We start from the raw sequence: 12,200 nt of genomic DNA, 5'->3' as shown, positions 1-12,200 counted from the left end.
GAGTCAGGCCTGCTCGTACACCAGCATCCCACCGCGCTCGCGACGGGTCACTTCTCCGCGTGCTTCGAGGACGTCCAGGTGGCCGACGGCTTCGCTCATGCCCGAGAACTGCTCGGTCACCGGAAGGTCGTCGAACAGGCCGTGCATCACGTCGACGGCTGTCGTCGGCTCTTCGACCAGTTCCGCCACGTCCTGGGTACGCTTCTCGTGTGCGTCGAGAATCTGAGTGATACGACCCGCCGGGTCGGTGATGCGGTCGCGGTGCCCGGGAAGGAGCAGGTCGTAGCCCGCGTCGCGCTGGCGCGCGAGCGACTCGTTGTACCGGGGGAGTACCCGCGGGCGCTCGGCACCGGGTTCTGGCGGCGGCTGGAGGAACGGGTTCGGCGTGATGTCCGGCAGGACGTTGTCGCCGACCACACCGACGTACTCGCCGTCGTCCTCGTAGGAGAAGGTCAACTCGCCGGCAGCGTGGCCCTCGACACTCGCGACTTCGACCAGCGTGTCGTCGATGGTCATGTCGTCGCCGTCGCCGATGACGGTGTCCGTCTCCACGTCCGGCGCGTACCGCAGGAACACCTCGGGGAGGTCGGTCACGGACTCGGCCGTCGATTCGGCCATCCCGTTGCGCGCGAAGAAGTCGACGAAGAACTCCCGCTCGTACTCCCAGCGCCCCTCGAAGTCACCGATGATGTCGGCGCACTGCTCGCTGGCGTACACGTCGGCACCGAGTTCGCGGAACCGGTGTGCCAGCCCGAAGTGGTCGGGGTGTGGGTGCGTGATGATCACGCGCTCGATGTCCTCGGGGCCGAGCTCTCGGGTCTCCAGCCCGGACAGCAACGTGGACCACGATTCCTCACTGTCCGGCCCGGGGTCGACGAGGGTCCGGCCCGCGAGATAGGCGTTGACCGGACCAACCTGAAACGGCGTCGGAATGGCGAACCGCTCGAACATACCCGTCCAGTCGTACCGCCGTCTGGTAAACCCTTGGCATCCGGTGTGCCATGCTGTGTGTCGAAAGAGGCGGTCGGCGAGAAACAGGACAGGCGACTACCGAGTGATGCCCACGGCAGTCGGGGCACGCCGCACCTTCTTCGACGCGCCGAGTCTGGCTCGCTATGGGGTGTGTCGCCGACCGTGGTTTTAGGTGTGCCTAACAATTAGAAAAAGCCTGTGGTTTTGGTTGGCCTAAAACCACCGGGCCGGTTCGTGTCGTTGGAAGAACAGGAACCCGATACACTGAGGGGAAAGGGTTAACGTCTTATCATGCGTATTGATGTGTATGAACAAGCATTTTAAAGACGCCCAGTACTACCTGAAGCGAGCCGGCGAGCACACCAAAGAGGGCGCAAAAGAGGAGTTCGAAACCCTCCAGCAGCGGTTCGACGACCTCCGCGGCAAGGAGTCGGAACCGGAGCCGTCCCGTGTCGAGAAACTCCAGCAGGACCTGAAGAGCTACGAGAAGAAGGCCGAGGGCAAGGTCAAGGAGAACGTCCGCGAAGCCCGCAAGAAGCTCGACGGGTACCGCAAGCAGGAAGCATAGTCACGGAAAGCAACTCTTAAGTTTAACAACCGGGTAGCCGAGAGTGCGAACCCGGGTTGGTGGTCTAGTCCGGTTATGACACCTCCTTCACACGGAGGAAGTCGGCAGTTCAAATCTGCCCCAACCCATTTTTCAAGAACACTACAACGACGAGCGCAGCGAGGAGTCTCTGTTCTTGAAAATGTGAGACGGGTAGATCTGAACCAGCGAGCACCGCGAAGCGGTGCGAGTGAGGTTCACAATCTGCCCCAACCCTTCTTTCCAGAGCGAGCAGTTCGACCGTGTTCGCAACGAGCTGGCCGAGTTCTACGGCGGCACCGACTCGGACGACGAGCCCCGATAGCGAGGGACTGGAGAGTGGCAACACTGTCTCGACTCCATTCACCTGAGCAAGCCCGGTCATGGGCAACCAATGTCTGGCCCAGTAGTGCGGGGGAGACCGTTACTGGAGTCCGGATCCGGGTGGCAGAAGCGTTTATTCCCGATGACCGTGCTCTGTCGAGACGGTTCACGTAGCGATGACACTGGAACGATTCGATCTTTCGGCGCTGGTCCCGGCTGCAGAGTCACCCGAGAACGTCACCACCTCCGAACGGTACGGGCCACCAGCGGACGACGAGGAACCACCCCAGACGCTCCGCTGTGCGGTATGTGGGGTCCCGGAGGACCGTGCGAGGGACCTGCCCGTCGGCTACGCCAACCCCGTCTGTCGGGACTGTGACGAGCTTGCCGTCGACCAGGCCGGTGACGACCCGTGGACGGGGTGGCCGCCGGGGGAGCGACCAGAGCCAGAGGCGGGTGCCATCCAGCTTGCACCGGACGCCGGGGCGAACCCCGTCTACATCGCCGGGGTGAAGTGCTGGCGACGCTACCGCTTCGGCGGCCACATCACGCGACGCGACGCCTTCGACTGCGACTCGCTGGACGACTTCTCCGAGCGACACCGTGCCGAACCCGTCTGGATTCACGCGTTCAATACGCCCCAGCCGGGTGGTGTGGACGTCGGCCACGAGAACCGGGACGTGTACGAGTCCCTCGTCGACGAGTGGGGGGAGCTCTGGGAAGTCGCGTGGTCGGTCGCCATGGACAAGCGAGATGCACCAGCGCTCATGCAACGGATCGAGGAATCCTCCGACCGAGTGCAAGCGAAGGTCCCGGACCGGGGTGACAGTACCATCGAGGACTACGCGAGAACGGTCCACCGGATCGCCGAACAGCAACGGGACCACTACCAGGCACGTCTGGACCTGTGTGACCGGTATGGCGACAGGACCTGATTCGAGAGTCGGGAATCAGAGGCGGTCGCTTCGCTCCCTGGTTCGAATCCCTTCCGTGCGCACTTTTGAACTTGAACACGGCTCGCTGTTGCTCGCTGATTCGAGATTGGAAAAGTGCTCCGTCAGGGATTCGAACCCTGGTCCTTGCCGTGAGAGGGCAAGATGATTGGCCGGACTACACCAACGGAGCGGTGCGTTCTTCGCATTACTTCGTATTGCAGGGATACTAAAAACCCTTGCGTTTCGACGGAGCCGTGGGGCGGTTTACCGTTGTGCACCGTCGTCGTCTTCGTCGGCAAACGGGGAGCCTGCGGCGTCGGGTTCGTGGCCGGCGAGGCTGACGATATTCTCGCGGCCGACGCGGAGTTTGCTGATGTCGCCTTCGTCCTCCATGTCCGAGAGCAGCATGCTGACCTTGGATTTCGACCAGTCGGTCTCGTCGACGATGTTGGACTGGCGCATGCGGCCACCGTGTTCTTCGAGGAGTTTGCGGACCCGGTCCTCGTCGGTGAGGAGTTCCTCGTCGCTGACGGCGGGTTCGGGTGCGGGTTCGTCGGCTTCGGCGGCGGTGTCCGTGGTGGCCCCGCCGCTCATCTCGGCGGTGTCGGGGCCCGTCGGGCCCTCGGTGCTGGTGGTCGTGGCTGGTGCACCGTCGTCGCGGGTGCGCCACCAGACGACGACGCCGCCGACGCCGACCAGGGCGACCACGAGCAGGACGGGCATGGTCGGGAAGCCGCCGCCGTCGGAGGGCCCCGCATCGGTGGGTCCGTCGCCGGGGGCCGTCGTTTCACCGCCGCCGGAGGTCGTCCCACCGGCGGAGTCTGCGGGGACGAGCTCGATTCGCGGACGCTCGTCGGAGAACTGCTTCTCGCCCTGCCACGTCACGGAGTCGCTGGTGGCCGGTGAGTTCCCGGAGAACGTCCCTTCGGGTGTGACCGAGGCGAACGAGAGGTTCGAGCCGGTCTCGACGACGAGGGACTGGCTCGGGCCGATGTAGAGGCCGCCTTCGAAGACGTCGCTGACGACGAGACGGTCGCTCGACTCGCGGGCGAAGCCGGTCCAGACGAACGACATCTCGACGACGCCGATGTCGTTGAAGCCGGTCTGGATGTTCGCGCGGCGCTGGAAGCCGGTCGCGGTCATCTCGCGGCCGGTCTGGTTACGGCCGGCGGCGACGAGGCTGTCGGCCCGACGTTGGAAGTCGGTCCAGAGCTCCGTCTCGTTGTTCTCGAATCGTTCGGCGAACTCCTCGAACTGCGAGCGCTCGGATTCGTTGAGATTTCGCTCGTAGTGGATGGCGAAGCGTGCCGATCCGTTCTCGTACAGTCGAATCTGGAACTGTGTGCGGTCGAACTCCTGCGCGCCTGCGAGGTCTCCACGTGGGGCATCCACGGTCGGGGTGGGTGCCTGCGCGACCTCGGCGGTCGGGCTCGTACCCGCGAGTATGGCCGCGCCCACGAGGAGGACGACGAGTGTTCCGACACCAAGTGACCGACGCATTCGTCCACCCATTCTCGGGGAGGGGTAAAGAACGCTAGGCCATGTGATTGACGAATCGCCCGCGCGCCATGACACGTTCTGACTGTTGCCACACGGTCTCATCCTCGCGGGGGTCGGCCGGGAGGACGACGAGGTCCGCGGCGAGGCCCGGCGCAACGCGGCCGGTCTCGTCACCGATGCCCAGGAGCTCGGCAGCGTTGCTCGTGGCCGCTTCGAGGGCCTCTGCGGGCGTCATGCCGTACTCGACGAGGAGTTCGAGTTCGTGTGGGATGTCCGCGAACCGGTTGTACGGTGTGCCCGCGTCGGTGCCCATCGCGACGGTGACGCCCGCGGCGAGCGCGTGCTCGAAGGCGTCCCCGAACGCGTCGCGGGCGTGTTCGCCCTTCTCGACGGCCCAGTCTGGAATCGTCCCCTGGTCGGCGTTGTCGACGATGCCGTGGACCGCGCTCGCCGTGGGCACCCAGTAGGTGCCAGCGTCGGCCATGGCTTCGGCCGCGCGCTCGTTCATGTAGGTCCCATGTTCGACGCTCGTGATGCCGGCGGCGACCGCGTTCTCGATGCCCTGTGTCCCGTGGGCGTGGGCGGCGGTCGGGACACCTTTCGCGCTCGCGGCGTCGACCAGCGCGGTGAGTTCGTCCGGGGTGAGTTCGGGTGAGCCTGTCTGTGCGCCCTCGGTCAGGACCCCGCCGGTCGCCATGCACTTGACCACGTCAGCACCAGCTTTGAGCTGTTCGCGGACGGCCTTGCGAACCTCGTGAGGGCCGTCGGCCTCGCGGCCGAACCAGTGGCCGTGCCCACCGGTCATCACGACGTTCCGCCCGCATGCGTGGACCCGCGGGCCCGCGAGGACGCCCCGGTCGACTGCGGTCCGGGCGTCGATGGCGATGTCGTCGGGTGCGCCGAGGTCCCTGACGGTGGTGACGCCGGTCTCGACCGCTGCGCGGAGGTTCCGTGTCGCCTGGTAGGCGAGGCTCGCGGTCGAGGCGTCCATGTTGGCCGAGGGGTTCGGCCTGGCGTCCATCATGAGGTGAACGTGCGCGTCGACGAGGCCGGGCGCGAGGTACGCGCCGTCGAGGTGCGTGACGGAATCGGTGTCGGCTGCCCTGGCGCGGTCCGCCCCGCCGTCGTCGCTGTCGACCGGGTCGACACTGACGATGCGGTCGTCTTCGACCACGACGGTGGCCTCGCGCGCACCGTCGGCGTCGACGACGACACCGCCGCGGAAGACGTGAGTCGTCATTCGGGTTCCTCCGGTGGGCCGCTATGGGAGGTCGGTGGATTCACGAACTGGTCGGCGACGGTGCGACCGGCGGCGGACTCGCTGGCGCGGAGAGGTTGTGTCACGACTATCCGGTTCGCGGTGTGGCAGGAAAAAACCGACCAGTGAAGGATGACGACTCACACGGTCGGGCCAACCGTCGCATGGGTGAGTGCGGGTTGGCGTGGTGGTTCGGGTTGTCTGATTGGGTGGTTCGGGTGGGTGGTGGTTCGGGTGGGTGGTGGTTCGGGTGGGTGTGTGCCTCTGACGGGGCAGTGATGGGTGGGGGGATGGGTGGGGGTCGTCCAGTCAGGGTGTCGGCAACCTCTGGTGGTGCTGCCGTCACACCCTACCATACGCTTGCGTTTCGGCCCCTATAAAATCACCGGTGATGATTACTATTGGCCATCGAATCGTGAGATTGCCATTAGATAGAAATAACAGGGGCGACCAAGTAGTATACAACGGCTCAGCCGGGAGTGTGTTACAGTGAGACTACGCCAACCAACCGATTTCCTGATACTCGAAGCGCTGCAAGCGCAGGGCAGAAACGTCGCGACCAACCTCGCCCATCATACGGGCAAGAGTCGCAAGAACATCAACAGTCGGCTCCCCGTCCTCGCCGACTACAAGCTCGTCGAGAAGATCGGGCCCGCCGAGCGGTCCGGACTCTACGAGATAACCAAGAAGGGGAAGATCGCGCTGATGTACCAAGACCAGTACGACGAGGTCGACGACTTCGGCTCGCTCATCGAGGGCCCGCACGCAAGCGACCCGCAAGCCGGGTCCCAGCCACAGGGCCAGCTCGTCCGTGGGAGCGACGACGAAGAAGAGAACGACTCCGACGACTGATCAGCGTTCGAGGCCAGCAAGCGTTCGCGTCTGGCTCCGATTCTGTGCGGATTTTTCGACGCAAGTCACACACCAGACACCTGCAGTGCTATCGGTGCCGCCGCCGTCCGTAACGAGCGTCGACGCCGCGTAGCGTGACTGGACCTGTCCACAGCCGTCACAACGGAACGATTTGGGTGGTACGTCCTGTCGTTCGATTGCGTTTGCGATCGCCCTGTACTCCTGTCTGCGGCGACGGACCCGTGGGTGCAGGCCGGACACCGCCTCTACAAAACCTCCCCAGATTTCCCCCATCTCAACTGAGTATTCACACTACTGTCTCATTAGTAAGCGCTCATTGCCATGGAGTGCCAGTTCGTGACGCTGGGCAAAGGGCGGTTACCACACCGCTAACGTGCCATTAGGTGGAACGGTTCTGCATCGTTCACCACGACACCGTCTCTCGAATCAGCAGTGGTGGTCACCGAAGGTCGCGCTTGAACGCCCGCAGTCGGACCTTGCAGGGTCAGGGCGCGAGGCGATTCTTCCGGTTGCGCATGTTCTCCTCGTAGTAATCGAACGTGATGGGGCACCACTCGGCCGCGAGGTCGAGGACCTGCTCGGTGAGGTCGCGGATCTCCCACTGCGCGTCAGCGGCCGCACGCATGTCCGCGACGTGCATCAGCATCCGGACGTTCATCGACATCACCATGTTCACCTTGGTGCCGATGGGGAGGACGAACCGGGCGTCCTCCGGCGGCATCCCGAGGTCGAGCAGGCGCTGGTACTCCTCGACGCTCCGGGTGACCGACTCCCGGAACACCTCCTCGCGCTCGGCGACGACCTCCTCGTCGACCGCGCCGGTCTTCTGGTTCCGGCCGACCCAGTCCGGGTCCGATGCCGACGGCGGGGTCACGACCAGTTCGCCCTCGCGGACGTCGTCGGGGTCGATATCGTCGAACGAGACGTAGCGCATCGACTGTACGTCGAAGCTGACGTGCCGGTGGCGGGTGATCTGGGCCATACAGGAGCGGCTGATGCCCTTCACCGCGACGGTTATCTGGGGGTGCTCGAACGGGCCGTAGTGCCCGTGGCTCAGGAGGTGCCCGATGAGGGTCTCCTGTTTCTCCTGCATGCTGTCGCCGTCGATACCCGCCATCACCGTCTCGAAGTCGTCCTCGCCGACGAAGTCGCTGTAGTAGTCGTTTCGCGCGGCCTTGCAGATGAGCTCTTCCGGGTTCTCGGTGGCTTCGAGCAGTTGGACCTTCATGAGTGCCTCGTTGGATGCGTGGTCACGTCGCTGCCGTTTCAATCTATCTGGTCGCGGTTGCTGGTGTGCGTGGTCGATGCTGTCGTTCTGGGGACTGCCGGGCGACTCGGAGTCGACCCGTGAGTGACCCCGTAAAAGAGCGGGCTTCGGCCTGGATTACTTCCGCTCCAGCCGCTGCAGCCCGTGCCAGATGGCGTCGACCAGCTTCTGTTCGCCGTCGCCAAAAGCGTCGTCCCAGCCGCGCGCAAGGGCGTCCTCCAGCACGGAGAGGTCGTGGTTCTCGAAGTTGTTCAGGCCGCGGAACGACTCCAGTGCGTCGCGTTCGTCCTCGCCGAACTCCTCGGCAGGGTCGTCCTCGTAGAAGCCGAGGTCGGCCAGCGTCGCACAGACCTCGCGAGCCACGTCACCGTCGAGGTCGCGCGTCTCCGCTGGCTCCTCGCGTGCGAGCAAGGTGATGTCGTACAGCCGGAACACCCGCTCCAGTTCGTCGATGGGGTGCTCGTGGTCGTCGACGCGCACGTCGACCCAGCGGTCGTTGCCGCCGTCGTAGCCGCCCTCGGGCTTGGCGATGTAGAGCGCCGCGGACTGCTCGCCACGGGAGTCACCGCCAGCGTCGTTCCCCGCATGCAAGGCCGCGATGAGCTTCTCGGGCAGGCCGCCGTCGGCCGATTCGAAGGTGTCGGCCATCGCGGTGAGGGTCTCCTCGTTCTCCAGGATGTTCCCCTGGACGGTGTAGTGCTCGCCCTGGATGTCACCGCAGACGTCGAAGCACTCCTCGCCGGTGAAGGCGTCGACGGAGCCGTCCTGGCCGACCACGCCGATCTGGCGGCGGGGGGCCTCCGGGTCGGCGGCGGTGAGTTCGTCGATGACTTCCTCGGCTGTCCTGCCCTCGCGGAGCAGGTCCAGCCCGTCGGGGCCGTAGGCGACGTTCGCGAAGCTCTGGGTCGCGATTGCCCCGGCGTCGGCGCTGGCGAAGGGGACCACGGAGCCGACGCTGATGAACTTCGACTGGACGGCGATGCCGACCGCGTCGGAGTCGGGGTCCCGCGCGACGATAGAGAACGTCATGCGCGGACACCCCCGTGTCCGACGCGCGAACCGTGTAGAGACATGTCTGTCACCTCGGCAGGGCGCGTGAAAAGCCTACGGCACCCGGCAGGCCGGTCGGACGGCTGGCTGGCCGGGAGCGGTGGTCGCGGGGTCGGTCAGTCCGCGGGCGACACCTCCAGCACGCCACCGGTCGTGGTGCGCGTCGACTCCGAATCGGCCGACTCCGAGTCCGTAGACTCGGACGCCGGTGCCTCGACCTCGCGCTTCGCCACGGTCAGTGGCTGGCGCGAGACGAGTTCGCAGTCGAATCTGGGATGCTCGGCGTAGTGCCAGACCAGCATGTGCCGGCGACCACCCGTGAGGCCGGTGTGGCCCACGTCCCCGGCGGTGAACTCGGCGGGCAGGCGACCGAACAGGCGCGCACAGGCCTCGAACGAGTCGAACACCTTGCGGTGGCCGGCGGAGTTCGCGCCGCGGCGTTCGACCACGTAACTGCCGTCCTCGCGATGGGTGCAGGTCGTGTGGACGAACTCGTGTGTCTGTGTCACCGCGTCGGCCAGCTGGTCGCGTAGCTCCAGGGCGTCTTCGCGGGTCAGTTCGTACGTCTCGTCGCCGACAGCGAGTAACAGGCCGTTGCTGTCGGCTGTAACCGTAAGGTTAGGCTCGTCGGTGGAGAATTTCTCGATCAGCCGCGTCGAAGCGACTTCCTCTATCCTCCGGCGTCTGTGTAGACATCGGTGCCCCATCCTACGTGAGAGCCCTCAATAAGCGTGGTGGTCGTACAGGTCGGGGTGTCGAACCGGCCTGGCGACACGTCCCGACACCCCCGTCACCGATGGTGCTGCCGGTCCCGACCGTCGGTCATTTCACGGACCCCGGCGTACCCCCGCGCATGGAGATACGCGGCGAGCGCGAGTGCAAGAACTGCGGGGCGCGGTGGTCGTACTACGACACGGGGAACGTCGCCTGCCCCGAGTGTGAGAGCCTCCACAGCGTCGGCGTCGACGACGACCGGAAGCTCCACACGGCGAACCGGGTCGAACTCGACCTCACCGAGGCCGTCGCACAGCTCGACGAGGTGCCCGAGGACGAGGCGCTGTCGACGGTGAAGTCGACCTGTCGCGAGTTCCAGCGTAAGCACGGCTTCGTCCACGCTGGCGAGTTGCGCGACCTCGACGACACCTACCTGGTCGCGGGCGAACTGCTGCAGGTCGCCGATATGGTGGGGCGGTCGCTCGGCCGTGACGACGACGAGGAGTTCTACCTGCTCTCGCTCCTGCGCGGGGACGAGGCCGACCGACCCGCCCCCGACGAGGTTCCAGAGTCCCTCCGTGCGGGGCGCGGGCTCGCCTACGCGGAAGCGGTCCGGGAGTACCGGCGCGAGCTCAGAGAGTGGGCCGACGCCAGCGACGTCACCATCGACCGCCCGGCGACCGAGGTCCTGTCGGCCATCGACGAGCACGCCAAACGCATCCGGGCGCTGGAGGGCGACGTCCCGGCGCGCGAAGCGGAGCGACTCGTCGCCGTGCTGCGCGAGGTCACCCGCTACGTCAGGGACGACGACGAGGCGGCGCTGGCGCAGGCACAGAACAGGCTGTCGGGACTGGACGAGAACTGACCCAGCCGTCAGAATTCTTCGAGTGAGAGGTGCCAGACGGCCGCCCGGTCCACCACTGCGACGGCCGCGAACACGACCGCGAGTAGCGGCTGTCCTGCGGCGTACAGGGCGACTGCAGCCACGCCGAAGACGGCGACCTCGACGACCAGCCTGGCTCCCCCGCGAAGCGGGACTCGCGCCTTCGGGGAGACGAACGTCCCCCAGACGATGGCGGCGAGGAGCGGGGCACCGAGGCCGAGGGCGAAGCTCGCAAGCGTCGACCCGCCGGTCCTGAACCCCCAGTAGCCCAGTGCGAGCAGTCCGGCGAGCTCGAGGAGGAACCGGACACCGAGCACGAGCTGGGCCGGGCCGTCGAGTCGGTCGGTCGGGGTCGTCGCTTCCGTCATCACGCGGTGACGGATTCGGTCGTTGATTCGGCCATCGATTCGGCACGGGCTTTCACGGCGGCGTTCACGCCCTCGAAGTTCTCGCGGGTCTGCTCGCCGAAGAAGCGGAGCACCAGCCCGGCGAGGACCCCCGAGAACGACTCCGACTGCGTGAGCCGAGTCCGGCCGTCGCCGAGGTCTTCGACCCGGAAGCGGTGTTCGCCGTCGAACAGCCCGCGGACGAACAAGTGGCCCAGCCACGCGAACTCCCGCCCCTCGTCGACCGTCACGACGGTCGGGGTGAACGTCGGCATGCGGCCCGCCTCCGGGCCCGGCGCGACGCGCAGTGTCTCGCCCTCGGCGAGGGTGCCCGAGACGATGGAGTGGCGGTTCCACTCGGGGTAGCTGTCGAAATCGGTGAGGACGGCCCAGACCACCTCGACCGGGGCGTCGATGTCGATGGTGGTGACGAGTGGATTCATGCACACTCGACGCTCGCTGAGGAGATGAACGTTGTGTGATACGATTCGGCAGAACGTGCCCTACAGGTCGACGTCGACGCCCGACTCCAGGCTCGCGGCCCGGACCGTGTTGTACAGCAACATCGCGATGGTCATCGGGCCGACGCCGCCCGGCGAGGGCGAGATGACCGACGCCTTCTCTTTCGCGCTCTCGAACTCCACGTCGCCGGTGAGGGTGTAGCCCTTCTCGTTGTCCGCGTCGACGCGGTTCGTGCCCACGTCGATGACGACCACGCCCTCCGAGAGCATGTCGCCGGTGAGCATCTCCGGGACGCCGACCGCGGCGATGACGATGTCCGCGTTCCGGGTCTTCGCTTCGAGGTCCTGGGTCCGGGAGTGACACACCGTCACGGTGGCGTTCCCGCCCTCGGCCTTCTGGATGAGCAGGTTGGCCATCGGCTTGCCGACGATGTCGGAGCGGCCCATGACGACGACGTCCTTGCCCTCGACGTCCACGTCGGCGGAGGCGAGCAGCTTCTGGATGCCGTGTGGGGTGCAGGGCTTGAACCGGGGTTCGCCGGCGACGAGGCGGCCGACGTTCTCCGGGTGGAAGCCGTCGACGTCCTTCATCGGGTCGACCCGTCGGAGGACCTCGCGCTGGTCGACGTGGTCCGGGACGGGCATCTGGACGAGAATCCCGTGAATCGAGGGGTCCGCGTTCAGCTCGTCGATGGTGTCGTACAGCTCCTGGGCGGGTGCCTCGGGGTCGATCTCGACGGTCGTGCCGTCGATGCCGACCTCCTCGCAGGCCCGCTGTTTCATCGAGACGTAGGTCTGGGAGCCGCCGTCGTCGCTCATCAGGACCGTGGCGAGACCGGGGGTCACACCCTCGGCTTCCAGTGTGTCGATGGCGTCGGCGACGTCGGCGCGAACATCCTCGGCAACTGCGTTGCCGTCGATGACGTGAGTCATTACGTCGGGCTTGGCGGACCGACCCCTTCAACCCTCGGGTTCGTGCTCATCTCTCTGT

13 protein-coding genes and 2 tRNA genes are annotated in these 12,200 nt (G+C 66.0%); 5 read left to right on the top strand and 10 right to left on the bottom strand.

Going from position 1 to position 12,200, the window contains the following annotated elements; genetic code table 11:
* Positions 1–3 precede the first annotated feature (3 nt).
* Positions 4–951 carry an MBL fold metallo-hydrolase gene (locus ACSC1S_RS11520; RefSeq protein WP_435319044.1) on the bottom strand — a complete coding sequence of 316 codons (948 nt, stop codon included), beginning with the start codon at positions 949–951 and terminating at the stop codon, positions 4–6.
* 328 nt (positions 952–1,279) lie between these two features.
* On the opposite strand from ACSC1S_RS11520, the gene ACSC1S_RS11515 reads away from it, so the two are divergent.
* The 3 genes from ACSC1S_RS11515 to ACSC1S_RS11505 all read left to right on the top strand — a co-directional run bounded on the left by ACSC1S_RS11515 (position 1,280) and on the right by ACSC1S_RS11505 (position 2,817).
* Entirely contained in the window at positions 1,280–1,540 is a 261-nt protein-coding gene (locus ACSC1S_RS11515; protein ID WP_261651992.1) for a DUF7553 family protein, read from the top strand.
* A 53-nt stretch (positions 1,541–1,593) separates the two neighbouring features.
* Positions 1,594–1,668 (top strand) — tRNA-Val (locus ACSC1S_RS11510).
* A gap of 390 nt (positions 1,669–2,058) precedes the next feature.
* Positions 2,059–2,817 (top strand): hypothetical protein, encoded by a 759-nt coding sequence (locus ACSC1S_RS11505; RefSeq protein WP_435364410.1) that lies wholly within the window; start codon positions 2,059–2,061, stop codon positions 2,815–2,817.
* A 115-nt stretch (positions 2,818–2,932) separates the two neighbouring features.
* On the opposite strand, the gene ACSC1S_RS11500 is transcribed toward ACSC1S_RS11505, so the two are convergent.
* The 3 genes from ACSC1S_RS11500 to ACSC1S_RS11490 form a co-directional block, all read right to left on the bottom strand.
* Positions 2,933–3,007: transfer RNA gene (locus ACSC1S_RS11500), tRNA-Glu, on the bottom strand.
* 74 nt (positions 3,008–3,081) lie between these two features.
* Positions 3,082–4,317, bottom strand: coding sequence for a helix-turn-helix transcriptional regulator (locus ACSC1S_RS11495; RefSeq protein WP_435364409.1), 1,236 nt, complete (start codon positions 4,315–4,317; stop codon positions 3,082–3,084).
* A gap of 34 nt (positions 4,318–4,351) precedes the next feature.
* Positions 4,352–5,557 carry a metal-dependent hydrolase family protein gene (locus ACSC1S_RS11490; protein WP_435364408.1) on the bottom strand — a complete coding sequence of 402 codons (1,206 nt, stop codon included), beginning with the start codon at positions 5,555–5,557 and terminating at the stop codon, positions 4,352–4,354.
* 507 nt (positions 5,558–6,064) lie between these two features.
* Between ACSC1S_RS11490 and ACSC1S_RS11485 the strand changes: the two genes are divergently transcribed.
* A complete protein-coding gene (locus tag ACSC1S_RS11485) occupies positions 6,065–6,427 on the top strand; it encodes a winged helix-turn-helix transcriptional regulator (RefSeq protein ID WP_435318998.1) in 363 nt (120 codons plus the stop codon).
* A 505-nt stretch (positions 6,428–6,932) separates the two neighbouring features.
* Here the strand turns inward: ACSC1S_RS11485 and thyX are convergent.
* The 3 genes from thyX to ACSC1S_RS11470 all read right to left on the bottom strand — a co-directional run bounded on the left by thyX (position 6,933) and on the right by ACSC1S_RS11470 (position 9,322).
* Complete coding sequence (gene thyX / locus ACSC1S_RS11480; protein ID WP_435364407.1) at positions 6,933–7,676, bottom strand: FAD-dependent thymidylate synthase; 744 nt, start codon at positions 7,674–7,676, stop codon at positions 6,933–6,935.
* Positions 7,677–7,832: 156 nt separating this feature from the next.
* Entirely contained in the window at positions 7,833–8,744 is a 912-nt protein-coding gene (locus tag ACSC1S_RS11475; RefSeq protein WP_435364406.1) for a DUF1028 domain-containing protein, read from the bottom strand.
* Between the two features lie 137 nt (positions 8,745–8,881).
* Complete coding sequence (locus tag ACSC1S_RS11470) at positions 8,882–9,322, bottom strand: DUF7528 family protein (RefSeq protein ID WP_435364610.1); 441 nt, start codon at positions 9,320–9,322, stop codon at positions 8,882–8,884.
* Positions 9,323–9,618: 296 nt separating this feature from the next.
* Between ACSC1S_RS11470 and ACSC1S_RS11465 the strand changes: the two genes are divergently transcribed.
* Positions 9,619–10,344, top strand: a complete 726-nt coding sequence (locus ACSC1S_RS11465) for a DUF7117 family protein (protein WP_435364405.1) — start codon at positions 9,619–9,621, stop codon at positions 10,342–10,344.
* A gap of 8 nt (positions 10,345–10,352) precedes the next feature.
* On the opposite strand, the gene ACSC1S_RS11460 is transcribed toward ACSC1S_RS11465, so the two are convergent.
* From ACSC1S_RS11460 to ACSC1S_RS11450, 3 genes are read right to left on the bottom strand one after another with little or no spacing between them, the layout of a single operon-like run.
* A complete protein-coding gene (locus ACSC1S_RS11460; protein WP_435364404.1) occupies positions 10,353–10,730 on the bottom strand; it encodes a YrdB family protein in 378 nt (125 codons plus the stop codon).
* Positions 10,730–11,191 carry an SRPBCC family protein gene (locus tag ACSC1S_RS11455; RefSeq protein ID WP_435364403.1) on the bottom strand — a complete coding sequence of 154 codons (462 nt, stop codon included), beginning with the start codon at positions 11,189–11,191 and terminating at the stop codon, positions 10,730–10,732. The genes ACSC1S_RS11460 and ACSC1S_RS11455 overlap by 1 nt, the downstream gene beginning before the upstream one ends.
* Positions 11,192–11,251: 60 nt before the next feature.
* Entirely contained in the window at positions 11,252–12,142 is an 891-nt protein-coding gene (locus ACSC1S_RS11450) for a bifunctional methylenetetrahydrofolate dehydrogenase/methenyltetrahydrofolate cyclohydrolase (protein WP_435364402.1), read from the bottom strand.
* Positions 12,143–12,200 lie beyond the last annotated feature (58 nt).

It is taken from the genome of Haloarchaeobius pelagicus, from assembly GCF_051207375.1.
Classification (GTDB): domain Archaea; phylum Halobacteriota; class Halobacteria; order Halobacteriales; family Natrialbaceae; genus Haloarchaeobius.
This window is presented reverse-complemented; position numbering and strand designations above follow the sequence as displayed.